Origin of the sequence: Citrobacter freundii complex sp. CFNIH4, assembly GCF_002934505.1 — a bacterium.
In the GTDB taxonomy this organism is placed as follows: domain Bacteria; phylum Pseudomonadota; class Gammaproteobacteria; order Enterobacterales; family Enterobacteriaceae; genus Citrobacter; species Citrobacter freundii.
Genome location: NZ_CP026231.1, coordinates 1818505 through 1843359, shown reverse-complemented (window position 1 = coordinate 1843359; position 24855 = coordinate 1818505). Strand labels below are relative to the sequence as shown.

General features: G+C 52.7%; 20 protein-coding genes and 1 pseudogene. 12 read left to right on the top strand and 9 right to left on the bottom strand.

The genetic code is table 11. The features are described from left to right. Window positions 1-3 precede the first annotated feature (3 nt). Entirely contained in the window at window positions 4-1431 is a 1428-nt protein-coding gene (gene patD, locus C2U41_RS09400) for an aminobutyraldehyde dehydrogenase (protein ID WP_003020201.1), read from the top strand. An 886-nt stretch (window positions 1432-2317) separates the two neighbouring features. Here the strand turns inward: patD and C2U41_RS09385 are convergent. Together C2U41_RS09385 and yncL are read right to left on the bottom strand one after the other, a co-directional pair. Beyond that, complete coding sequence (locus C2U41_RS09385; protein ID WP_164846956.1) at window positions 2318-2485, bottom strand: hypothetical protein; 168 nt, start codon at window positions 2483-2485, stop codon at window positions 2318-2320. Between the two features lie 151 nt (window positions 2486-2636). Then, window positions 2637-2732 (bottom strand): stress response membrane protein YncL, encoded by a 96-nt coding sequence (gene yncL / locus C2U41_RS09380; RefSeq protein WP_071524268.1) that lies wholly within the window; start codon window positions 2730-2732, stop codon window positions 2637-2639. Between the two features lie 192 nt (window positions 2733-2924). On the opposite strand from yncL, the gene C2U41_RS09375 reads away from it, so the two are divergent. Further along, window positions 2925-3098, top strand: a complete 174-nt coding sequence (locus tag C2U41_RS09375) for a GhoT/OrtT family toxin (protein ID WP_003020198.1) — start codon at window positions 2925-2927, stop codon at window positions 3096-3098. A 19-nt stretch (window positions 3099-3117) separates the two neighbouring features. Here the strand turns inward: C2U41_RS09375 and C2U41_RS09370 are convergent, their stop codons facing one another. The 3 genes from C2U41_RS09370 to C2U41_RS09360 are packed head-to-tail and all read right to left on the bottom strand — an operon-like array spanning window position 3118 to window position 9570. Then, on the bottom strand, window positions 3118-5280 hold the full coding sequence (locus C2U41_RS09370) for a virulence factor SrfC family protein (protein ID WP_103848709.1): 2163 nt from the start codon (window positions 5278-5280) through the stop codon (window positions 3118-3120). After that, on the bottom strand, window positions 5277-8258 hold the full coding sequence (locus C2U41_RS09365; RefSeq protein WP_032935685.1) for a virulence factor SrfB: 2982 nt from the start codon (window positions 8256-8258) through the stop codon (window positions 5277-5279). The genes C2U41_RS09370 and C2U41_RS09365 overlap by 4 nt, the downstream gene beginning before the upstream one ends. Window positions 8259-8262: 4 nt before the next feature. Next, on the bottom strand, window positions 8263-9570 hold the full coding sequence (locus C2U41_RS09360) for an SrfA family protein (protein WP_103848708.1): 1308 nt from the start codon (window positions 9568-9570) through the stop codon (window positions 8263-8265). A 282-nt stretch (window positions 9571-9852) separates the two neighbouring features. Here C2U41_RS09360 and C2U41_RS09355 point away from each other — a divergent pair, with 282 nt between their 5' ends. After that, window positions 9853-11451 carry an ABC transporter substrate-binding protein gene (locus C2U41_RS09355; protein WP_003836160.1) on the top strand — a complete coding sequence of 533 codons (1599 nt, stop codon included), beginning with the start codon at window positions 9853-9855 and terminating at the stop codon, window positions 11449-11451. A gap of 17 nt (window positions 11452-11468) precedes the next feature. Further along, entirely contained in the window at window positions 11469-11702 is a 234-nt protein-coding gene (locus C2U41_RS09350; protein ID WP_003020183.1) for a YdcY family protein, read from the top strand. Window positions 11703-11762: 60 nt separating this feature from the next. Here the strand turns inward: C2U41_RS09350 and C2U41_RS09345 are convergent, their stop codons facing one another. Together C2U41_RS09345 and C2U41_RS09340 are read right to left on the bottom strand one after the other, a co-directional pair. After that, window positions 11763-12212: a DMT family transporter gene (locus C2U41_RS09345; protein ID WP_044710806.1), complete on the bottom strand. Its 450-nt coding sequence runs from the start codon at window positions 12210-12212 to the stop codon at window positions 11763-11765. Then, window positions 12209-12727, bottom strand: coding sequence for a GNAT family N-acetyltransferase (locus tag C2U41_RS09340; protein ID WP_003836165.1), 519 nt, complete (start codon window positions 12725-12727; stop codon window positions 12209-12211). The genes C2U41_RS09345 and C2U41_RS09340 overlap by 4 nt, the downstream gene beginning before the upstream one ends. Window positions 12728-12764: 37 nt before the next feature. On the opposite strand from C2U41_RS09340, the gene C2U41_RS09335 reads away from it, so the two are divergent. The 4 genes from C2U41_RS09335 to C2U41_RS09320 all read left to right on the top strand — a co-directional run bounded on the left by C2U41_RS09335 (window position 12765) and on the right by C2U41_RS09320 (window position 16118). After that, on the top strand, window positions 12765-13340 hold the full coding sequence (locus tag C2U41_RS09335) for a helix-turn-helix domain-containing protein (RefSeq protein WP_003020168.1): 576 nt from the start codon (window positions 12765-12767) through the stop codon (window positions 13338-13340). A gap of 58 nt (window positions 13341-13398) precedes the next feature. Further along, complete coding sequence (locus C2U41_RS09330; protein ID WP_103848707.1) at window positions 13399-14433, top strand: NADP-dependent oxidoreductase; 1035 nt, start codon at window positions 13399-13401, stop codon at window positions 14431-14433. Window positions 14434-14697: 264 nt separating this feature from the next. Continuing rightward, complete coding sequence (gene yncE / locus C2U41_RS09325; protein WP_103848706.1) at window positions 14698-15759, top strand: 7-bladed beta-propeller protein YncE; 1062 nt, start codon at window positions 14698-14700, stop codon at window positions 15757-15759. Window positions 15760-15896: 137 nt separating this feature from the next. Continuing rightward, on the top strand, window positions 15897-16118 hold the full coding sequence (locus tag C2U41_RS09320; RefSeq protein WP_003020157.1) for a YgdI/YgdR family lipoprotein: 222 nt from the start codon (window positions 15897-15899) through the stop codon (window positions 16116-16118). Between the two features lie 41 nt (window positions 16119-16159). Here the strand turns inward: C2U41_RS09320 and ansP are convergent, their stop codons facing one another. Further along, entirely contained in the window at window positions 16160-17602 is a 1443-nt protein-coding gene (gene ansP, locus C2U41_RS09315) for an L-asparagine permease (RefSeq protein ID WP_103848705.1), read from the bottom strand. A 279-nt stretch (window positions 17603-17881) separates the two neighbouring features. After that, window positions 17882-19423, bottom strand: a complete 1542-nt coding sequence (locus tag C2U41_RS09310; protein ID WP_103848704.1) for a methyl-accepting chemotaxis protein — start codon at window positions 19421-19423, stop codon at window positions 17882-17884. A 507-nt stretch (window positions 19424-19930) separates the two neighbouring features. Here C2U41_RS09310 and C2U41_RS09305 point away from each other — a divergent pair. From C2U41_RS09305 to C2U41_RS09285, 4 genes and pseudogenes are all read left to right on the top strand, one after another. After that, on the top strand, window positions 19931-20929 hold the full coding sequence (locus C2U41_RS09305) for an MsnO8 family LLM class oxidoreductase (protein WP_103848703.1): 999 nt from the start codon (window positions 19931-19933) through the stop codon (window positions 20927-20929). Then, window positions 20929-22050, top strand: a complete 1122-nt coding sequence (locus C2U41_RS09300) for an amidohydrolase (RefSeq protein WP_044710797.1) — start codon at window positions 20929-20931, stop codon at window positions 22048-22050. The genes C2U41_RS09305 and C2U41_RS09300 overlap by 1 nt, the downstream gene beginning before the upstream one ends. A 25-nt stretch (window positions 22051-22075) precedes the next feature. Beyond that, a pseudogene (locus C2U41_RS29505) lies at window positions 22076-24334 on the top strand (NtaA/DmoA family FMN-dependent monooxygenase). A gap of 10 nt (window positions 24335-24344) precedes the next feature. Continuing rightward, window positions 24345-24854 carry a GNAT family N-acetyltransferase gene (locus C2U41_RS09285; RefSeq protein ID WP_048217555.1) on the top strand — a complete coding sequence of 170 codons (510 nt, stop codon included), beginning with the start codon at window positions 24345-24347 and terminating at the stop codon, window positions 24852-24854. Window position 24855: the final 1 nt, after the last annotated feature.

Sequence of the window (24855 nt, the reverse complement as noted above, 5' to 3'; positions counted from 1 at the left end):
GCTATGCAACATCAATTACTGATTAATGGCGAGCTGGTCAACGGTGAAGGTGAAAAGCAGCCAGTCTATAACCCTGCCACTGGTGAACTCATTCTGGAGATTGCTGAGGCGTCAGCCATGCAGGTTGATGCCGCGGTGCGTGCGGCAGACACCGCGTTTGCCACCTGGGGGCAAACCACGCCGAAAGTCCGCTCTGAACTGCTGCTGAAACTGGCGGACGCTATTGCCGATAACGCGCAAACCTTCGCTGAGCTGGAATCACTTAACTGCGGTAAGCCACTGCACTGTGTCCTCAACGATGAAATTCCAGCTATTGTCGACGTTTTTCGCTTCTTTGCCGGGGCGGCTCGAACTCTGCAAGGACAGGCGGCCGGAGAGTATCTGGAAGGACATACGTCGATGATTCGCCGTGATCCGCTCGGCGTGGTGGCCTCTATTGCTCCGTGGAACTATCCGCTGATGATGGCGGCGTGGAAGCTGGCTCCAGCGTTGGCAGCGGGAAACTGTGTGGTGATTAAACCATCAGAAATTACCCCGCTGACGGCGCTTAAATTGGCCGAATTTGCCAAAGATATTTACCCGGCTGGCGTTATCAACGTCCTGTTTGGTCGCGGTAAAACGGTGGGCGATCCGCTGACCGGCCATGAAAAAGTCCGCATGGTTTCGCTGACTGGCTCCATTGCAACCGGTGAACACATTATTCAGCACACCGCGCCGTCAATTAAGCGCACACATATGGAACTGGGCGGCAAAGCCCCGGTGATCATTTTTGATGATGCCGATCTGGATGCGGTAGTGAGCGGCGTGCGGACCTTTGGTTATTACAATGCCGGGCAAGACTGTACCGCCGCTTGTCGAATCTATGCCCAAAAAGGCATTTATGACGCGTTGGTTGAGAAACTCGGCGCCGCGGTTGCCAGCCTGAAAATTGGTGCGCCGAACGACGAATCGACGGAACTGGGACCGGTAAGCTCGCAGGCACATCTTGATCGCGTGACTAAAGCAGTCGATGAGGCCAAAGCCCTGGGGCATATCAAAGTTATCACCGGCGGCAAGAAAGTGGATGGCGCAGGCTACTACTTTGCCCCAACGCTGCTGGCCGGGGCGAAGCAAGAAGATGCCATCGTGCAGCGGGAAGTTTTCGGCCCGGTGGTCAGCGTGACCGTATTTGATGATGAAGACCAGGTGCTGGCGTGGGCAAATGATTCGAAATACGGACTGGCATCTTCCGTCTGGACCCGGGATGTTGGGCGTGCGCATCGCTTTAGCGCTCGCCTGCAATATGGTTGCACCTGGGTCAATACCCATTTCACGCTGGTTAGCGAGATGCCGCACGGTGGGCAAAAACAGTCTGGGTATGGCAAGGATATGTCGGTTTATGGGTTGGAAGATTACACGATTGTTCGCCATGTCATGATCAAGCATGAGTAATCTTTTAAGCGCGAGCGGTAAATGGGGCACTGATAGCTAAATATCGGCAAACGTGTGTCTATACTATTCGCGCCACTGGCCTCGTCGCCATCGGACGGCGGTAAGTTGGAAATATCCGCGAGGTCAGGCTAATTGATACAACAAAGCCCCGGCATGCCAGTCAGTAAAGCATTACAGGGAACATGTGATTCCGGCTCAGGGTTCCGTTCACCTCAGCGGCATCACTTCTCTGAGGCACTGATACCCGTGAACGTGCAATGGAGGCTCACCGCCGCCTCCCTTGCAACCCAGGCTCCCGGCGGGAAAATCGTCGCTGCGCGATTCATTCATCTTATGCCGTCTGCCTGTCGGGTCGGGGTCGAGCCTGCATCCCTGCAGGCCGTCCCCTCTGCCCGCATCCCTGCGGGCAGACCCGGTCAGCCGTCAACACCTCATCGATTTTCAGCCGGACCGGGGTCATCGTTGCAACGCTCTGACTTCCAGTTAAATCTGTTTTGCTGTTTAAACAAAAAATCCAGGTGGCCAGGTGTGGGCTGGTCCGGCTGAAAATTGCCGACGTGTTTCCGTAAGGCCGGGAGAACCCGCAGGGATGCGGGTTCAGGGCGCGTTTTACAGGGACGTTGCATCGCGCCCGGCCCGGTAGCCTGGAGGAATAAGCGGAGGGGACCACGAAGTGGCAATTTTCCCGCCGGGAGCCGGGATTGTTAAGGGTACGGCGATAGTACCCTTAACACGTTCACAGGCAGTATCGTTTCAGAGAAGTGAAAAACATAAGGTGAACGGAACAATACACCAGAGGCAACAGATTCATTACCTTCGGTTCGTTAACTGACAAGCATTACGGCTTAATATCGGGCTTTGTGCTTTCAGGTATACCGTACAGTAATCAGCGGCGTAAGCTGCAAGGCCAGGCAAGTAGCGCACAAACGCTCAGAACCAGTCCCAGTTGTTGCACCATGCCTGCAAATCCCAGCATCATTCCCAGCAACAGGTAACAGCTGTAGCCACCACGTGGCGAGACCTGAAAATGCAGCAAACGGCTCTGGAACTTCACCTAGGGCAGCATAATACCATAGAAGGATTAGGGGTATTACATACTAAGGATAATTTACCCGGCAGTGCGAGAATGGGAAAATAGTTTACTAATGGCAGAGAGAAGTCCCTCTCTGCCAACGGACGCTGCAATTAATCAAACAAGAACCACATCAAGCAAACCAGCCGAACCTTGCGGAAATCAGACTGAAAAGTCCTACAGCAGCAAATATATTTATCAGCACCACCGTTTTACTGGAAACATTCATTTGTGCCACCTTTCGTTTTAACCCATATGGGTATAGTACTGGTTATAACTATCCGCAATAGTACGAATTCCGAACATAATGAAAATGGGTTGTTTTACAGCCACTTTTCTTAAATTAATTAATAAAACTTGATGTGGGTCATGAAAAAGAGCATATTGCGCGCGATTTCACCTTTCGGCCCGGATGCCTTACATGTCTCTGTACCAAAAAATGTTGGTTTTTTATGCGGTGATGGCCGTTATCACGGCAATCATCACCTGGTTTCTTTCCCGCGATAAAAAGCGAATTCGCTTTCTCAGCGCGGTATTAGTCGGTGCGACCTGGCCGATGAGTTTTCCCGTCGCGTTAATGTTCTCTCTCTTCTGATGACGGCGTAAACGCCGCTTCAGGCGGAAAGCAGGGCATCCAATCGCTTTTTGTCGACTTCGCTGACATCCTGTGGATGCTGATACCCCACGTTCTCATTCGCACGGGTATACAAAGCGACCAGCCAGTCGTATACGTAGCGGCTTGCGCCGTGCGAAGGTTGTTCATCCAGCTTCGTCAGGCGTAACATCGGCTGTTGCTTCGGCGCGCTAAAAATAGCCGATCCTTTCTGGATCCTGCTGGCAGGGCGCTGCTCCTCTGCAACGTCGGCAAATCCAAGCCAGGTAATAAAATCACCGATATCGGCGTATAGCTGCGCGGCACAGACGTTTTCGCGCTGCATAATGCGCTGTAAGCGTTGCGGCATCTCCAGGCGATAGCTGGTGGTGACGAGGATGTCGGCAACCTGCCTTAACGTACGGGGATCGAGTCGTAAACGGCGGGCATTATTTTCATCGCGACACCACTGCCGCACGTGGTTAATCCACATTTTGTGTGCCTGATATCCGGTCTCCTGGCTTTCCGGTGAGTGCATTGTGTCACGCACTTCGGCAAACAGGTCAATCTCTTCATTAAATAAACCACTTACCTGCTCCTCGCGCGGTTGCTGAATACGCAGCAGCGACTCAAAAATGCGCATCGGCGGGAGCAAACCATCCAGCAGTTCGCCATGCTTTGCCGCCTGAGCCTGTAGCTGGCGGATCACTGACTCATTGCTTGCTGATTCGGTCTCAACGGGATTAATCCAGCCGATTAGGGTTTCGCGTACGCGCTGCTGGTGCTGTTCACGCAGGGAGATCAGCCTGGCCTGGCGCTGCTGTGGTGAGGTTGCCTGAGTCAACCATTCGACGAGGCGTTGTAAGCTGTGTTTATCCAGCGCCTGCAGCGTGCCCCAGTGCAGTCCGGGTTTGCCCATTAATTGCTGCACGGATTCGTCAAGATTTTGCTGGGTACTAAAACGCGCATCCTGCGGGGTAATGGCCCAGACCACGCCTGGCAATGCGGCGTCGTGGACGGGTTGAGTATCGTTAACCCAGCCCAATAGCTTGCGGGTGATGGCGGGCGTCTGGGCGCGGGTAGAGACAGCGTTGCAGATTAAGAGCACATCCGGTTGCAGGTGCTGGCGATAATGTTCCAGCATCCAGCCTAATTTTGCCTGCCACAGTGGATGCGGATGAGTATCCGGGGCGAGGGGAATATCGAGCAGATCGACATTCTCCAGCACTGCGTCTTCAACCGTCAGGATCAGTTCGCGCGTGAGCAGCGCCAGTGACGACAAAGAAAGGCTAACTGCATTGAGCAACTGATGATTTTCAATCGGATGAACCACCACATCGCTTTGCGCCTCATTATTGCCTGTTAATGCCACCTGGGTCAGGAAACTTTCGGCAGGTAAACCAAAATGATCAACCAGCAGACTCAGCGGGGCCGCTAATTCTTGCGCGTGTCCGGTTTGTTGCAACGTGTGCGCCAGCGTCAGCCACTGCTGCGTCAGCTCTGGTTGTTCTCCCCACAGTAGTGCCCAGGCGTTTGCCCGGGTAGTCAGATCCAGTGCGGGCAGCAACGTGGCAAACTGGTGCCATAGCGCATCGTCAATTTGCTGCTGGTTTGCCGGTACGCAGGAGCGCCAGAAACGACCGATTGCCGCAACATCATGTGCGGTAATGCCCGGCACAGGGTGACGCTGACGCAGCGTTTGCCATTTTTCCAGGCGCGCCTCAATAATCGATTTCTCGACCTGCCGGTTATCCGGGAGCGCGCTGAACTGGGCGATAAATAGCTGTACCAGTTCCGCTTCACTGAGTAACCGCAGACGCAACGGCCATTCGCTATCATGCGGATTTTCATCGCGCGTAAAGCGGATCGCCATATTGGTTGGCGCATGGCCAGGATTAATATGCGAGAAATAATCAAAGCTGCGATCCGGGGTAACAATATTCACTTTGCCAGTGGCATTGCTGCACAATGCCGCAAGCAGATGTGCTTTTGCCGATTGTGAATGTCCGTATAACCCTATACATCCTTGCGATGAAAAGGTTGTCTCCAGCGCAGATTCACTCACTGCGGCTAGCGTAAGCTGTGCCAGCAGGGCATCCGCTTCATCATCAAGACGAGCCGCACGTTGACGGGTATCTACCACCCACTCGATGGCGGCCTGCGCGGTATTAAACATCTTACTCATTTCAGGTACACGCTCCCGCTATCGATCCAGTAATGGCTTCCGCTATGGCGACGGTCTGCCAGCGTATTCAGTTTTAACGTTAAGGCATTGGCGGCAACGGGGGTGCCATCCTGTAACCAGGCATCGCTCAGGACGAAGAATTCTGGGCCACTTTCTTTGCTGCCGCCGCGTAGCTGCAGCCGTACATTCAACACGCCATCTCCGGCGATGGTTTTTGCCAGTTCGGCGGAATTTATGCTGAGCGTATACAGCGGCGTGGCAGGCCAGCGGCTGTTTGCCAGTTGCCGGAATCCTAACGTCACGTTGCCACGTAACGGGAAGTGCAACCGGGCATCCAGCTTCGCACCGGGTTTATCCAGATCAATATCGTGATACCAGATGTTCTCATCGCGCAGGGTATTGACCGTGTTATCCAGTACGCCAAGATAACGTACGGTCGAGTAAGCGCCGATATCGGCAGCTTTAAAGTTAAAACGCGGCAAACGCAAATCCAGCGCCAGGCTGCACAGCATGGCGCCGACTGCCGCGGTGGATTTGGGATTACCAATCCGCCCTTGTTGGCTGAACGGATACCACTCATGCACGCGGTAGTTATCCATCCAGATCATACGGTTAACCGGAACAGGTTGCAGATGGCGGATCAACGCCTGTACGCCCGGTAAACAGGCGGGCCTGCCGGTCACTAATAAAATATCGCAGCGATAATGTGAAATAGCCTCACAAACCGCGTGCAGCGGGGAAGTCAGGGTAAATTGCCCCGCTAACAGAGCTTCTTGTAACTGCCTGAACTGTACCTGCAACGGCACGCTCAGAACATCAAATGCTGGCGAACCTGCTGGCAACGCATGGTCGATAGCCTGCTGGATGTAGTTCATCACGTTGCGCGTTGGTCGTTGGCTCAGGAGTTCTCCGAATGTGGCATGCAGACCAGCGACCGGATCGTTAATATCGCTTTGTTCCCAGGCACTGAGTACCGCATGACCGAGTGGCATAAAGAGCTGCAATGCCGTTTGTTGACGCAAAATCGCCTGGGTATCGATACGACCGGAATCGCCAAACAGCGTGGCCAGCAATGCAGCGGCATCGGTCACGCCAGCTTGTTGTAAGCGGGTTTGCAGCGCAGGCAACACGCAACGCTGAATCACGTCCAGAAGCATGTCATCGCCTGCCACCTTAAAACCCTCACGGAACAGCAAATGCGGGGTAATTTTAACGTTCGCGCCGACGCCGTCATCAAGCTGATAATGGACGACGGCCATATCCGTTGTCCCGCCGCCAATGTCGATCGATGCCACGCGCAGCGCCCGACCTTTAGTCTCACCGGGTTCCGGCAAACGGTCCGGGCGGGCAAGGGCGTTAAAGAATGATTCGGTGTGGCCATCGTAGTGAGAGATAGCCTCGTTATACAGCCACACCAGTTGCCCGCAGCTGGCTTCATCCCATTCCATCTGAATTTCAGGTACGGGAACCACACTCTTTTCCTGCTGTTTACGGGTAGTGAAGTCTTCATCCTGCGGGTGCCAGCCCATTGCTTTCCAGACCAGGGCAATAGCTTCAAACATGCGCAGGCGGAAAATCTCGCGCTCCTGTTTGGGCATCGCCGACGGTAGGGTCAGGATCAGCGTCCGTAACTGACGAGGAGATGCCGGGAATCCGAGGCGCAACCGCGTCGCTACGCTGTTAATTTGCCCCAGCGCTTGGGCCAGTATTTCGCATAACATATGCGTCATCAGCGTGCTGCGGCTGTATTGCGGTGAGAATACCGGCAGACGATCGTCCTGCGGCAGGCTGAACAGCGGTTGCCCGTCATCGTTCATCAGGTTCATCAGCGGGAAGGCGGTAGCCAGCGGCTCGCGCTGGGTTTTGCCATTCATCTGGCTAAAGCGCCAGTCATGTAACACCGGCGTTTCATCCCACAGATAACGGCGCGGGCTGGAGATCCCACTATTGCCCTCGGTGCCCATACGCTGCATCGCCAGCTTACGGGCTTCATCACCCACACGCACAATCGACGGCCAGATAAAGGCGTCATCACGTCCGCTCTCAACGGAAAAATGCTGCTTACCAAAGCGCGCTTCGGAAAACTCCAGCCGGCTGGTGAACAGCGGATCGTTGAGGAACTGCGGCTCGCTTAACGAACGGACCTGCAATTCAGCGGTCTGACGCAGCCCGTCATTGGCATCCCCGTGATCTTCAATCAGGACGCCACAGGTATGGGTATTACCGATATCTAAAATAAGATCGACGGGAATAGCGGGTGTGCTAAGGGTATGCGTAACCAGTTTCACTTCCGGGACAGAAAGCTGCTCGCCTAACAGAGTCAGCACATTCAGCCAGTGCGCCTGGTATTCAAAGTTACGCAGCGCCAGCTGGATCTCTTGTTCTGAGCGATTCTCATGTTGGGTGACATGGTGCATAAAAGATTCGCGCAACCAGCCGTCAATCCAGGTCTGGTCAAGGAAATCAGCAATTTCATTGTCATGCCAGGCCAGCGCGAATCGTGTCCCGTTGAGCAGGTCGTTTTCATTAGGCGTTAACGCTGCAGGGGCATTTTCAGTGAGCTGGCTATCCAGCGCCACGGTAACGCGGTGGGTGTTGCCCGCGCTGTCGGGTTGCGCCAGTTTTCGTACCTGCACGCGCGCCCAGTTATCCGGGCCTTCAACAAACGTGCGCGGTGGGTTAAAGCGCAGAAACGGCAGCGGCAGCCAGACACCGTCGAGGACATCCAGCGAATAATGCAGCGTCTGGGTACTTTCCGGCTTCACCACTTCGGGCTGACCGCCAGTGCTGCCAGGCAAGGTATAGCGACCCGTTGCCAGATCGAAATCCAGCCGTAGCAGGGGACCGTTTGCCGTTTTGCGCACAAAGCGGCCATGGTGTGCAGATTCCTGCGGCGTCAGGCCAAAATCCAGGAATTGAACACCGCTATTGGCGATGAGCGTCACGCTCTGCTTGTAATCACACAGATTCACCAACATAGAATCAGGCACCTATCTTTTTGATTGTCAGAGGGATTTTCGCGTGATCGTCATAACGCGCGGTACAGGCGGCGACGTCGTTGGTTCCCGCTTTGCAGGTAATTTCAGGCATCGGATAACGTGACCCGTCTGTACAACGAGCATTGCCGCGACTCTTAATCATTAATTCACCCGACTGGTGCAAACCGGAGAAAATCTCGGCACGACAAACAATATTGTCACCATGAACTACGCGAGCAGTGCCTTTATTGGCCTGGATCTGATAGCGCAGCGACGGCGCTTTGCCGCTCACCGGATCTTTAACATCGACTAGGACGCGCCAGTTACCATTGAGGAAACGCGTCGTTCCTGCCTTCATCTGATTGGCATCCATCACCAGCGCATCTTTTGGAATCGCGGCGATCACCACCGGTCCTTCTACAGGTTTCTCTTTCTTCGCAGCTGGAGTCACTTCAGCACGATGCAAAGGCAGAGCAGATGCCAGTGCTGGCAGTGGTGCCATATCAATCTTAGCGACTTCAACAGCGGCGGCTTCGGGTACGGGCTGGGTGGTCTGTTGCTTCCACAGCAGCGGCCCAACGATGGCGGCAATGATGACTGCGGCAACGGGCAGGCTCCACAGCGGCAGGCGGCGCGCAGGTTTCTCTTGTGCCAGCGGCGGTGTAACCTCCGGTTCGTTAACTATAACCGGTGGCTGTGGCTCAGGTTCAGCCGGTTTAGCCAGCTCGACGACTGGCGTCAATAAAGGCGCATCAGCCTCGGCGAAGGTGATTTCCGGGGGGATTTCTTCTTCCTGTTCCGGCTCTGCTACGGTAACGACAGGAGGAATATCGGCAAGTTGCAGGCAATCGAGCACATCGTCGCGGGGATTTTCATTCAGATTGACGAAGCCCCAGAACGTAATAACGGGTTTGCCATCAACCAGAAACACGTGGTTTTCACCGGGAAACTGGATGGCTTTTTCGAGCAGAGAGCCAAACAGCTGTAGGGAGGTTTTTCCCGACTGCAGGCTTTTACGGCTCAGAGCCGCAGCATTTTCCAGCGTGCTTCCCAGATAGCGCAGCGCACGAAAACGTGCTTCTTCATCAGCGGCTTTCCACGCCACGGCTTTCCCTTCTATCGGGGAATACCAGTCAACCCGATCGCCGTTGTCGTTAATTTGTGGGATCGCCAAACAATCCACCATCGCCTGCTGTTTACGCAGACGAAGCGTTTCACGAATTTGCAATGCTGAATCAAAAACGGCCTGACCACCGCCGCCCACGGCCTGATAGTCATCCAAATTGCCGCTGCGCAAGAGAGTTTTTGCCACGTTGTTACCCCTTAGACTTCTTCACGTATCTACTTTACGTTTTATAAAAACGAGCAAACGGAGAAAGAGAGGCAAAAAGGGGCTAATTTTCATGGCATAGAGTGCCGGGAAAAATCTTGACGTTTTGAAAAAGACTTAAGGGAAATGAATTCGCTTAGGGTGATGAATTATTCAGCGAAATACACCGGATTAGAATAACCTGATAGTGATTTGTTATTGGTCAGTTTTTGTCAGCTATGCTCTGATATCTCGGTTAATAATAAAATAAGAAGGCTTATAACCATGATTGCAAGGAAAACGTTACTCGCGCTGGCTCTCAGCACCGTCATACCGTCAGGCGTTGCGTTCGCGGCCAATACTGACACCATCATCTATTGCTCGGAAGCATCGCCGGAGTCATTTAACCCGCAAATTGCCAGTTCCGGTCCCTCATTTGTGGCCAGTTCACAAGTGCTCTACAACCGACTCATCAACTTTGATCCGGTAAAGAATACCCCGGTACCATCTCTGGCAACGGACTGGACGATTTCTCCGGACGGAAAGACTTACACCTTTACCCTGCGTCAAGGCGTGAAATTCAACAGTAATAAATTCTTTAAACCGACCCGCGACTTCAACGCTGACGACGTGATTTTCTCGGTATTACGGCAGAAGGATGCCGATCATCCGTATCACAAGGTTTCTCAGGGAAGCTATGAATACTTTAACGATGTCGGTCTGGATAAACTGATTAAAGAAGTTAAGAAGCTCGATGATTATCACGTTCAGTTTGTCCTGAATGAACCTAACGCTGCGTTTCTTGCCGACTGGGGAATGGATTTTGCCTCGATTCTCTCTGCGGAATATGCCGACGCGATGCTGAAAAAAGGTACACCGGAAAACGTCGACAACTGGCCTATTGGCACCGGGCCTTACGTGCTGCAGCAGTACAAGCAGGACTCGCAAATCCGCTATCTTGCCAACCCTAACTACTGGGATGGCGCCGTTCCAACGAAACACCTGATCTTCTCAATCACGCCAAACGTCCAGACGCGGCTGGCAAAACTGCAAACCAATGAATGCCAAATAATCCCAGCACCTGCGCCCGTACAGTTTGACGAGATTAAAAAGAATAAAGATTTGACGCTGCATTCGGTTGACGCGCTGAACGTTGGATATCTGGCGTTTAATACCGAGAAAAAACCGTTTGATAACGTACTGGTGCGTCAGGCGCTAAACTACGCGACTGATAAAAAGGCCATTATTAACGCCGTCTTCTTAGGTTCCGGTACGGTGGCAAAATCGCCGATTCCACCGAATATGCTGGGGTTCAATAAAGATCTGCAGGATTACGCTTACGACCCGCAAAAAGCGAAAGACCTGCTGAAGCAGGCTGGGCTGGAAAATGGCTTTGAAGCGACGCTGTGGTCAATGCCGGTCCAGCGCCCATACAACCCGAACTCCCGACGGATTGCCGAGATGATCCAGAGCGACTGGGCAAAGGTGGGCGTGAAGGCGAAAATTGTCTCGTACGAGTGGGGTGAATATCTCTCCGGAATGCGTAAAGGTGAGCACGACACCGCGTTGTTTGGTTGGATGTCAGACAACGGCGATCCGGATAACTTCGCCGATGTGCTGCTGGGCTGCGACAGCATAAAAACCGGATCTAACGCCGCGCGCTGGTGCGATAAAGAGTATAATTCGCTGGTTGAAAAGGCGAAACTGGTGAGCAAACCGGAAGAGCGTGCCGCGCTTTACCAGCAATCGCAAGAGATTTTCTACCAGCAGGCTCCGTGGATAGCGCTGGCAAACGGTAAAACGTTCTACGCTACGCGTAGCAACGTCAGCGGATACAGCGTTAGCCTGATGGGCAGTGATTTTTCAAAAGCAAAATTAAATTAATGAGTTAAGGAGAGGTTATGTCGCATCTGGATGAGGTCAGCGCACGTGTTGATGCCGCCATTGAGGAGAGCGTCATTACGCATATGAATGAATTGCTGATTGAGCTCAGCGATGATGTCGCGTTGAGCCGGGAAGACCGCTATACCCAGCAACAGCGTTTGCGTACGGCTATCGCGCATCATGGCCGTCAGCATAAAGAAGATATGGAAGCCCGTCGCGAACAGTTGACCAAAGGTGGCACTATTCTTTGATAATTCCTCGCCGGATCTTATCCGGCCTACAGGCGCGTTCTGTAGGTCGGATAAGCGCAATTAAAACGAACGTCTTGCCACCAGCCATGCCCCGATCACCAACATTACCGCGCCACAGATTGGGCCCATCAGCGCCCGTAGAGGCACGCCGTGACTACGTAGAATATCCAGTATCAGTCCCCCGATAAGCTGGCTGGCAACCAGTACCGCAATCGTCGTGGCAGCGCCTACATTTTGATATCCACTAATGCTGGCGAAAACAAAGAACGATCCCAACAAGCCGGGGATGAGTGTCCACCAGCGTATGCTGGAAACCAATTCACCAAACCCTGCTAAACCTTGCTTAAACCACAATATGCTGACAAACAGCACGATCCCGACCAGCGAGTTAAGTAACATGGCGATAAGGATCGTCGAGGACGTCTGCGTGATGCGTACCATCAAGGTATTTTGCACCACCAGACCAATACCAGCGGCAATCAGAAAGGAGAGGGTCAGCGTCTGGTTCATCTAAGGGCATCCGGTTCGCGGCGATCGTCTAACTGCAACTGCATGAAGGTCAGATCCAGCCACCGCCCAAATTTGGTTCCAACCTGTGGCATTTGCGCGGTGGTTTTAAAGCCCAGCAAGCTGTGCAGATGCAGTGATGCCTGATTCTGAGACTCAATACCTGCCACCATTACATGCTTGCCGCATGCGCGGGCTTCGTCTATCAGTCTGCTGAGTAGTGCTCGTCCGAGTCCTTTTCCCTGATGTTCTGGATGGACATATACCGAATGTTCAACGGTATGGCGGAAGCCATCAAAGTTACGCCAGTCGCCAAAGGAGGCGTATCCCGTAACCACGCCATTCTCTTCACTCACCAGTACCGGATATCCCATCAATTGTCGGGATTCATACCAGGAAATACGGTTTTCGGCATCGACCGTTTGATCATTCCAGATAGCCGCCGTATGCAGTACCGCATGGTTGTAGATTTCTGCAATGGCGGCGCAGTCTTCTTTGCTGGCAAATCGAATTGACATGTTGAACCTCAGGGCTTGTTCACTATAGTATTACAATATGAATACTATTGAAGACAGCATAAATCAACGGATCAGTGCAAGAATTCGCATTGAGCGGGAATCTCGCGGTTGGTCACTCACGGAACTTGCCGAGCGCGCGGGCGTGTCGCGGGCCATGATCCATAAAATAGAACGCGGCGAGAGTAGTCCAACGGCGACGCTGCTGGGTAGACTTTCCGGTGCGTTTGGCATCAGCATGTCTACCCTGATTGCGCGGGCTGAAATGCAGGAGGGCAAGCTGCTGCGCTTCGCTGACCAGCCCGTCTGGCACGACCCGCAAAGCCACTATCTGCGCCGCCATGTTTCACCGCGCAGCGATCTACCTATCGATCTGGTGCAGATTGAATTACCCGCTGGAAGTGATATCCCGATGCCAGCTTCTTCCTATGTGCAGGCCAGACAACTTATCTGGTTACAGCAGGGGGAATTAGTTTTTGTGGAAGGGGACATACGCCATGAAATGCAGGCAGGTGATTGCCTGGAACTTGGCCCGCCGAATGACTGTCGGTTTATCAATGAAACCGCGAAACCCTGCGTTTACCTGGTTGTGCGGTTAAACCACGTCGTCAGCTAAATAGCAGGCGCAGACTGCTACTATTGATGGATTCATGCCAAAAGCAGAGGAGCACATCATGGGTCAACAGACTAATCGTAACCGTCGCTGGGTACTGGCTTCCCGTCCACATGGCGCGCCAGTCCCAGAGAACTTCCGTCTTGAAGAAGATGAGGTGGCATCCCCGGGCGAAGGCCAGGTTTTGCTGCGCACTGTTTATCTTTCCCTCGATCCCTACATGCGTGGCCGCATGAGCGATGAGCCATCTTACTCACCACCAGTAGAGATTGGTGGTGTTATGGTGGGTGGTACCGTAAGTCGCGTGGTGTCATCACGCCATCCGGACTACCAGCCAGGCGAATGGATATTGAGCTACAGCGGTTGGCAGGACTATGACATCTCCGACGGTAACGGACTGGTGAAGCTTGGCGCTCATCCCGAACATCCCTCCTGGGCGCTGGGTGTTATGGGTATGCCGGGGTTTACCGCTTATATGGGCCTGCTGGATATCGGTCAGCCGAAAGCGGGAGAAACGCTGGTGGTAGCCGCCGCAACCGGGCCGGTTGGCGCAACGGTTGGACAGATCGGTAAGCTTAAAGGCTGTCGGGTAATAGGTGTGGCTGGTGGGGCAGAGAAATGCCGACATGCCACAGAGGTGCTGGGCTTTGATGATTGCCTCGATCACCACGCACAAGATTTTGCGCAACAACTGGCAAAAGCCTGCCCGCAAGGAATTGATATTTATTATGAAAACGTCGGCGGAAAAGTATTTGATGCCGTTCTGCCATTGCTCAATACTTCTGCGCGGATTCCGCTTTGTGGCCTGGTCAGTGGTTATAACGCAACGTCGCTTCCGACCGGACCTGACAGATTACCGCTGTTAATGGCAACCCTGCTGAAAAAGCGTATCCGGATGCAGGGTTTTATCATTGGTCAGGATTATGGTCACCGCATTCAGGAGTTTCAGCGGGAGATGGGGCGCTGGCTTAAAGAGGACAAAATCCACTACCGCGAGCAGGTGACCGACGGCCTGGAAAATGCGCCACAAATCTTTATCGGTCTGCTGACCGGCAAAAACTTCGGCAAGGTAGTTATTCGTCTTGCTGAGGATTGATGCGTAAGAGTGGAAGACGGTGAATGTCTGTAACCAGGCCTGCTTCGTACGAAATGTAGGTCTGGTAAAATGCCAATGACGTTATCTGGATGAAAAGCGATTATTCATGGAGAAAATAAGAAGGTTACAACCCGAAAGCGAATAAATACTCCACATTGAGATAAATAATGATTACTATTCTCATTCCTAAAAAGGCAAAACCATGATTTTGCTCATTGAAGCTATGTGAAGCAGTAACAAACGAATTTATCAAAGGGAGTCGTCATGTCTTTACGTCATCTGTTTTCACCGCGTCTGCGTGGTTCTTTACTGTTAGGTTCACTGCTCGTTGCATCATCTTTTACTACGCAGGCTGCAGAAGAACTGCTGCGCAAAGCCGTCGGTAAAGGCGCTTATGAAATGGCGTACAGCCAACAAGAGAACGCGCTGTGGCTGGCGACCTCACAGAGCCGCAAACTGGATACCGGCGGGGTGGTTTACCGCCTTGACCCGGTCACCCTCGAAGTGACTCAGGTGATTCATAACGATCTCAAACCGTTTGGTGCCACCATCAATAACGCCACGCAAACGCTGTGGTTCGGCAACACGGTAAATAGCGCGGTAACGGCGATGGATGCTAAAACGGGCGCGGTGAAAGGACGTCTGGTGCTGGATGCGCGTAAGCGTTCTGAAGATGTTCGCCCGCTGCAGCCGCGTGAGCTGGCCGCAGATGACGCCACTAACACGGTATACATTAGCGGTATTGGTAAAGAGAGCGTGATTTGGGTGGTGGACGGTGATGCCATTAAACTGAAGGACACCATTCAAAATACCGGCAAAATGAGCACCGCTCTGGCGGTCGACAGCAAGGCTAAGCGCCTGTACACCGCCAATGCGGACGGTGAATTCATTACCATCGATACCACCACCAACAAAATTCTCAGTCGCAAAAAACTGCTGGATGATGGGAAAGAGCATTTCTTTATCAACCTGAGCCTGGACACAGCGGGCAACCGTGCATTTGTCACCGACTCTAAAGCGGCGGAAGTGTTGGTAATCGACACCCGTAACGGCAACGTACTGGCAAAAGTCGCCGCGCCGGAATCCCTTGCCGTGCTGTTCAACCCGATGCGTAATGAAGCCTACGTGACTCATCGCCAGGCCGGTAAAGTGAGTGTGATCGACGCGAAAAGCTATAAAGTCGTCAAAACATTCGAGACCCCAACATTCCCGAATAGCCTGGCGCTCTCTGCCGATGGTAAAATCCTGTACGTCAGCGTGAAACAGAAATCTACCCGCGAGCAGGAAGCTACCCAGCCGGACGATGTTATTCGTATTGCGCTGTAAAAAATCAGGAGGGGGAAACCCCTCCTGTCATTTCTCTAAACCCCACGATACGCCTCGTTACACCCCGCCAGTAGCCCGACCCACTTCAGGGACTTACACTACGCCCTCAACGGCTAACTGAATAACACGGGAATACCATGAAAAAGCCATTTATCTGTCTTTGTGCAGGCGTAATGCTGTTTACCCTGGCAGGATGCACCACCGATTACGTCATGACGACCAAAAGCGGACAAACCATTACCACCCAGGGTAAGCCAAAACTGGATAAAGATACGGGAATGACCAGCTATACCGATCAGGATGGAAACGCGCGGGAAATTAACAGCAACGATGTAGCGCAGTTGATTGAAGCGAACTAAAAAAGAAGGCCTGAAGGGTTAACCTGTCAGGCCTTCAGCCATTACGGCGCGGTGCGGTGGATTTCCGCGACGCGCTTACGCACGCCGAACCAGCCTGCAACCAGCAGGATGGCAATCAACGGTAATGACGCGATAGTGTAGGTGCCGTTTGGATAGTCAAACGCCATCAACACCAGCACGCTCAACAGGAACACCAGGGTTAGCCACGAGGTAAACGGAGCGCCCGGCAGTTTAAAGCTAACGTCTGCCGTTTTACCTTCTTTTATGGCCCGGCGCAGACGCATCTGACAGACCATGATAAAGCCCCACGACGCAATAATGCCCAACGACGCGAAGTTCAACACGATCTCAAACACCTGCGACGGCACCAGATAGTTCAGAAATACCCCGACGACATAGACGACCAGCGTGGCGAGGATCCCAGCCCAGGGTACCTGTTGGCGGCTCATTTTAGCCATGAATTTCGGCGCCGATCCGCCCATCGACATTGAACGTAAAATACGTCCGGTGCAGTACAGCCCAGAGTTAAGGCTGGAAAGTGCCGCGGTGAGCACCACAATATTCATGATACTGCCGATGTACGGCACGCCCAGTTTGGAGAAGAAGGTAACAAACGGGCTTTGCCCTGCCTGATAGGCATTCCACGGCAGTAACAGAACCAGCAGCACGACAGAACCCACATAGAACAGACCAATACGCCAGATAACGCTATTGATCGCTTTCGGCACCATGGTTTGTGGATCTTTGCATTCTCCAGCAGCGGTGCCCACCAGTTCAATGGAGGCAAACGCGAAAACCACCCCCTGAACCAGTACCAGCGCTGGCAGCAGGCCATGTGGGAAGAATCCACCGTTGTCGGTGATCAGGTGAAAACCCGTGGCGCTACCATCCAATGGTTTTCCAGTGCCTAAAAAGACGGTACCCACCACCAGGAAAATCACAATCGCCAACACTTTGACCAGTGCAAACCAAAACTCCATCTCCGCGAACCACTTCACGCCGATCATGTTCATGGTGCCGACAATGGCCAGCGCGCCGAGGGCGAATACCCACTGCGGTACATCACCAAATGCGCCCCAGTAATGCATATACAACGCCACCGCGGTGATATCGACAATGCCGGTCATCGCCCAGTTGATAAAGTACATCCAGCCAGCCACATAGGCGGCTTTCTCACCTAAAAATTCACGGGCATAGGAGACAAAGCTGCCGCTGGAAGGGCGATGTAAAACCAGTTCGCCAAGCGCGCGCAGTATAAAGAACGAAAAAATACCGCACACCAGATAAACCAGCGCCAAAGCAGGACCAGCCATCTGCAAGCGCGCGCCAGCCCCTAAAAACAACCCGGTACCAATTGCGCCGCCAATGGCGATCATCTGTACCTGTCGATTTCCCATCGCTTTGTGATACCCCTCTTCGTGGGCATTCAACCAGCGTCGTTTCGCCGCATGTTGTTCCGCGGCTTGCGTGTTGTTTGTGTTCATTACTTTTCCTGTTGACCTGACAAAAATACAAATCCTTTTTGCCGCACCTGCTGCGGCGAAAACAGCCTTACCCTTCATTGTGTTACGGGGGAAAACTGCCGGCCGAGCATCCTACATTCAATTGTTCGGTTCCGCAAAGCCTCGATAACAAGAATTCAGCATTTTTGTACAGCCTGCACTGGCGCGGTGTGGCCTCGATTCAGCCAATAAAAGAGAAGGGCGTAAATACCTGGAGAGGAGTGCGCTTATCGAGACATTCACCCGATAAGCGCCGTAAGGTTATGCTGATACGCCAAAGACCTGAACGGCTTGCTGTAAGCGCGATGAACGTTGAGTCAGATCGGCGGTAGCATCGGTGACACGCTCTACCATCTCGGCATTATTGTGTGTCATGGTGCCTACGCGTGAAATCGAATCGTTAATCAGATCCAGCGCCAGGGTTTGCTCACGCGTCGCCAGACTAATATCTTTGATCATCATCGACATCTGCAGGACATCGCCAATCATCCCGGTAAGATGCGTCTCCGTTTGTTCTACCATTTTGACGCCGCTATTCACGTTGGCGACGTTCTTCTCAATCAACTGTTTGATCTCTTTTGCTGCAGACGCTGAGTGCTGTGCCAGATTACGGACCTCTGCCGCCACAACGGCGAAACCGCGTCCTGACTCTCCGGCTCGCGCGGCCTCGACCGCGGCATTGAGCGCCAGAATATTGGTCTGAAAGGCGATACTATCAATGACGCCGATGATGTCGACGATCTGCCCGTTGTCACGCGATATCGCCTGCATCATGGCGATAGTTTGTTTCATGATATCGCCGCCTTCTGCCGCATTGGCGCTGGTTTTATCGGCCATGGTCATAGTATGTGCCGCAGTCTCAGCAGTTTGCTGTACCGCGCTACCAATTTCTTCAATGGCGGCAGCGGTTTGTTGCAGGTCGGCGGAGGTTTCTTCGGAACGCTTATGCAGCGCCGTACCTTCTTTTGATACTCGCTGACTGATAGCGCGAATACCGGATATTTGCGTACTGACATCATCGACCAGTGAATTCAGATTAAGCCCGGACTGATTAACCAGACGCATCAGCATTCCGATCTCATCCACCCGATTTAAATGACAGTTATCAGGTTTTCTCCCGGATACCACTTTCTTCATTTGCGTCAGTAGCGTATTAACTGGCTGACAAATTTGATACTTAAGGTAAATAGCAAGCATCAGAAATAAGAACAGCAACCCTCCCGCCTGAATAAATGGATTAACAGGAGCAAAAAGAAATAGCACGGCGAGCAGGGCGATTACCCCTAAAGAATAATTGACGCGCTGGCTAATGCTCATCCATTTAAACATTGATGCCCATGACAATATGCCGCGGCGAATGATAATGCCTTTAAAAAGTCGAAACCCTTTAAACTGCTGGCTATTAATTTTTTGATATAAACTTTCGCTTTGAGTTATTTCATCGCGCGAAGGAACGGTACGCACTGAAATGTAGCCAGTGAGCTTTTCATTGTGCCAGACCGGTGTAACGTTGGCGCGAACCCAGTAATGGTCGCCATTCTGCCGACGGTTTTTAACCATCCCCGTCCAGCTGTCTCCCTGCTGTAGCGTGTACCACATATCGGCGAACGCCGCGGGAGGCATATCAGGATGGCGAATAATATTATGCGGTTCGCCCATTAATTGCTGTTCGTTAAATCCGCTGGCATCAATAAATGCGGAGTTGGCGTAGGTAATATGACTTTCTTTATCCGTCGTAGAAAGCAGCGTCGCTTTATCGTTAAGTGCGTGCTCAATTTTTGTAACGGGCATGTTACTTTTCATAGAGGTCCCATGATGCTATGTATAATCCATACAAAAATCCCCGCAATAAAATCGGGGGATATTAGAAATCTGTTTTCAACCGTTTTAATAAGAAACGTTGCATTCTCTACTAATCATCATTTCTGTGGAAGTAGTTAAAATAAAAATTTCCATGTAAATCATTCATCCCGCGTCATAAAAGTGAAACAATTAATACAAGCGCATAACGTTACAAGTCGTTTAAACTGACTTAACGTAAATTGCGCTAAAAAACCATTTCGAAAAAAGAAAACTGGCATGAAAAGATTTTGATGTTATTACCGTGATATCAACGACCCTATTATATTTTGTAGGCTATTAATTGCGGGTGTTTTTAAGTTTAGCGGTACAGGGCGATCCAAATTTTAACCCTGGCTGCTGCAGGGTTTGTTATCTACTTTTTAGCTGAGTAAATGTGAATTAAATGTTTCAATATGGCTATTTGATAAATTAATAATAAAGACATGTTAACAAACATAGGCTCGTAACATGTCATATCGCCTGAGTATTCTGGATAAAAGCCCCATCGGGGAAGGTGAAACTGCCGCGACTGCGCTTTCCCGGACGTTGCGCCTGGCGCAACTGGCGGAAGAGTGGGGGTACCATCGTTTCTGGATCGCGGAACACCATAATACGCCACAGCTGGCCAGTCCATCGCCGGAGCTGGTGATCGCCTGGATCCTCGGGCAAACCCAGCGTATCCGCGTTGGTTCCGGCGGCGTGATGCTGCAACATTACAGCCCGTACAAAGTGGCGGAAAACTTCAATCTTCTGGCATCACTGGCTCCTGGACGTGTCGATCTCGGCGTAGGGAAGGCCCCTGGCGGGTTACCGTTGTCGACTCAGGCGTTACAGCATGGACTGCATCAGGAAGAAAAAGGCAGTTTTGCCGATCAGCTTTCTCAGCTTAACGGCTGGCTGGCGCTGAACGGAACGGAAAGCGGGGAAACGGTATTCCCGACGCCAATCCCACCAATACCGCCAGAAGGATTTGTACTCGGAGCCAGTGTGCAAAGCGCACAGTTAGCAGCGCAATCCGACTGGAATTTTATCTTCGCTGCGCACCTCAACGGTGACAAAGCGTTATTACGTGAGGTTTTGTCCTTCTGGCAGACCCACAGCGACCGCCCGACGATAGTCGCCGTTCAGGTTATTGTGGCTGACAGTCACGATGCCGCTGCGCAACTGGCGGAAAACGTGCAAATCTGGGGCGTTGAGCTGGAAAATGGTCAACGCGTTACAGTCGCCAGCGAAGAGCAAGCCCTGGCATTCGCCCTACAGGCGGGTAGTTCGCCACGCAAAATTGCGCGTCGTGAACTAGCGTTGTTACACGGCACCGCTCAAGAGGTGATGGTAAAGCTGAATGCTCTGCATACGCAATTTGGTATTGATGAGTTTATTATCGACACGCCAGTGGCGGAGGGCCACGCGCGTCTGACATCGCTGCGTTTGTTGGCACAAGTCCATAATGCCGTGGAGGTGCTCTGATGACCCTCAGCTCAACGCTTATCAACTGGCGTCGTGAATTACATCAGCACCCGGAGCTTTCCCTGCAGGAGGAAGCAACCACCAGGCGCATTCAGGCCTGGTTGCACTCTGCGGATGTCGACATTCTGCCGTTCGAGCTGAAAACCGGTCTGGTCGCGGAAATCGGCAAGGGAGAAGATGTCATCGCGCTACGAGCGGATATCGATGCGCTACCGATAGAAGAAAGTGCCGACGTTCCGTTTCGTTCCCTCACACCGGGCGTGATGCATGCCTGCGGGCATGACGTCCATACCAGCGTGATGCTTGGTGCAGCACTGCTGCTTAAACAACAGGAAACAACCTTACCGGGGCGAGTACGTATTTTGTTTCAACCAGCTGAAGAGAGTTTCGGCGGCGCAAAAACGTTGATCCGCGCCGGTGCGTTGCAAAACGTAGCGGCTATTTTTGGTATGCACAATGAGCCCGGTTTGCCGGTGGGCGAATTTGCCACACGCGGCGGTGCGTTCTATGCCAATGTCGATCGCTTCATGCTGCGTATAAATGGCAAGGGCGCACATGCGGCGCGTCCGCATGAAGGCAAAGATGCCATCCTGCTTGCCAGCCAGTTGGTAACCGTGTTGCAAAGCGTTGCCAGTCGCGACGTTAACACGCTGGATTCGGTGGTACTCAGCGTGACCCGTATTCAGGGAGGAAATACATGGAACGTACTGCCAGAGTCCGTTGAGCTGGAAGGGACGCTCAGAACGCACCGGACTCAGGTACAGCAGCAGGTTAAAGCACGGGTTAATGACATCGCTGCCGGATTTGCCCATGCCTTTGGCGCACAAATAGACGTTATCTGGCATGCAGGGCCGACCGCGTTGGTGAACGATGCGCGTTGGGCCGATATCGCCACCACGGTGGCGAAACAGTCAGGCTACACAACTCACCATGCTGACCTGCATATGGGCGGGGAGGATTTTGCCGTCTACCTGCAAAATACGCCAGGCGCATTTGTCAGTATTGGCAGCGCCAGTGAATACGGATTACATCACCCGGGATTTAATCCAGACGAACGTTTAATTGAACCTGCCGCACATTACTTTGCGCAGTTAGCAAAAACGGCATTCGCACACCTTTAAGTTTACCTGTTGGGTAGGGGTTATTATGGCTGAAAATCGGCAACTACGGCTCGGAACTATTCTGCATGGCGCATCGGGAAATATGTCCGCATGGCGCCACCCGGCGGCTCAGGCCGATGCCAGTATTAATTTTGAGTTTGTCAAAGAGACGGCGCTTATTGCGGAAAAAGGGAAGCTGGATTTTATTTTTGTCGCCGATGGTCTGTATATTAATGAAAAATCAATCCCGCACTTTTTAAATCGTTTTGAGCCGCTAACAGTATTATCCGCTTTGGCCAGCATCACCCAGAATCTGGGACTGGTTGGCACAGTGTCCACATCATACAGCGAGCCGTTTACGACCGCACGACAGTTCGCCAGCCTGGACCATCTCAGCAACGGGCGTGCGGGCTGGAACGTGGTTACGTCGCCTCTGGAAGGATCGGCAAAAAACTATTCTCGCGCTCAGCATCCGGAGCATGCCCAGCGTTATCGTATTGCCGATGAATATTTACAGGTAGTGAAAGGACTGTGGGATTCCTGGGAAGACGATGCTTTTACCCGTAATAAAACAAGCGGGGAATTTTTTAATCCGCATAAACTGCACACGCTAAACCATCATGGAGATTATTTTCAGGTCGCCGGGCCGTTAAATATTGGGCGTACGCCACAAGGTCGTCCGATTATATTTCAGGCGGGAGCTTCAGCAGATGGCAAGAAATTAGCGGCGCAGCATGCTGATGCCATTTTTACCCATCAGGAGTCGCTGGCAGAGGCTAAGGCGTTCTATCAGGATGTAAAAAGTCAGCTGGAAATCGCCGGACGACATCCCGATCAACTGCATATATTCCAGGGCGTCAGCGTTATTGTTGGCGACAGCGAAGAGGACGTTGAGCAGCAGTATCAGACTACCGCTGCGCTGGTCTCCGTTACCGACGCGCTGAACTATCTTGGCCGCTACTTTGAACATCATGATTTTGCCCAATATCCGCTGGACGCACCTTTCCCGGATCTTGGCTCTCTCGGACAAAACAGCTTTCGCAGTACGACTGATGAGATCAAACGCAACGCGCGCGAGCGTGGCTTAACACTCCGTCAGGTTGCTCTGGAAGCGGCCAGCCCACGTCCGCGTTTCAGCGGCACGCCGGAACAGGTCGCCGACGGGCTGCAGCAGTGGTTCGACGAGAAAGCCGCAGATGGTTTTATTATCCAGGGCGGAACGCCGGATACCTTCCCGCGTTTTGTCGAACAGGTTGTCCCTGTGCTTCAGGCGCGGGGCCTGTTCCGCCATGAATATCCCGGTACGACCCTGCGCGCAAGCCTGGGATTAACGACACCTGCAAATCAATTCGCACAATAAGAGAAAAACGCTATGCAGAAAAAATCAGTATTCCTCGCGCTGTCGCTGGCTTTCAGCGCGACTGTCTGGGCAAATGATGTGACGATTAACGGCACGGGCGTAAGTCTGGAAGCCAATAAAACGCCGATCAATACGGCAAAGAATCCGCAGGCGATTGCGCAATTGCCCGCAAACCTGCACCTGGCCGTACCGGGCAAATTCACCGTGGCGATTGCCGGGCTCAGTCAACCGCCGCTGACCGTCTTTGCCGATGACAATAAGACGCTGATCGGCAGCGAGGCGGACATCGCGCGTCTGGTGGCTGACAGTTTGGGGCTGGAACTCAACGTCGTACCTACGTCATGGGAAGACTGGCCGCTGGGCGTCACTTCCGGCAAATACGATGCCGCGATCAGCAATATTACCGTCACCAAAGCACGCAAAGAAAAATTCGATTTCGCGACGTATCGGAAAGACTCTCTTGGCTTTTATGTCAAAACCGGTAGCAAGCTGAAGAAAATCGAGCAGGCGGAAGATATCGCTGGACTGCGCATTATCGTCGGTTCAGGGACGAACCAGGAAGCCATCCTGCTGGCCTGGAACGATGAGAACGTGAAGAAAGGGTTACAGCCGTTTACGCCGGTGTATACCAAAGATGATGCCGCGCAAACCCTGGCCCTACAGTCAGGTCGCGCCGATGCCTACTTCGGTCCTAATGTAATCGGCGCATGGAAAGCTGCACTCAACGGTAAAACGCAATTGGTGGGTAGTGTTGATGGCGGTTGGCCAAAAGCGGCACACATCGCTGTGACGCTGAAAAAGGACAGCGGTCTGGTTCTGCCGGTACAAACCGCCCTCAACGGCGTAATAGGCAACGGCGCCTATGACAAGGTGCTGAGTCGCTGGGGAGAAGGGGTGGAACGCATTCCGCAATCTGAAATCAACCCGGCCGGTTTAGGCGACTAAGGAGGTTATCGTGAGCGATCAATTTCGCGTGGTCTCACCTGAAGCCAGCGAGCTACAGCCCATTTTGAACGGTCTGTTCGGTGAGTATGCTGCCCGCTATGGCGATTATTTTTCTCGTGACGCTGAAGTGGAACTGACCGAATGGTATCTGGCACCGCAGGGACTTTTTGTGGTCCTGGAGCGTGGCGGCGAAATTATCGCCACCGGGGCTTACAAACCTTACGACAAGGACACTGCCGAGATTAAGCGTATCTGGACAAAAAGCAGCCTGCGTCAGCAGGGACTGGCGGCGCGTGTAGTGCAGGAACTGGAACGTCGGGCGCTACTCGCGGGCTACAGCCGGATATATCTGACCACAGGATTTCGCCAGCCGGAGGCGGTCAGACTTTATTTAAGCCAGGGCTACGATCCGCAATTTGATACGACGCGCAATCCCGAAGAGTACAGCCAGCCACCGTTTGATGGACGACTGCGCTTTACCAAACTGCTGACTATTGCCGGTCAGGCCAGAATCGCCTGAG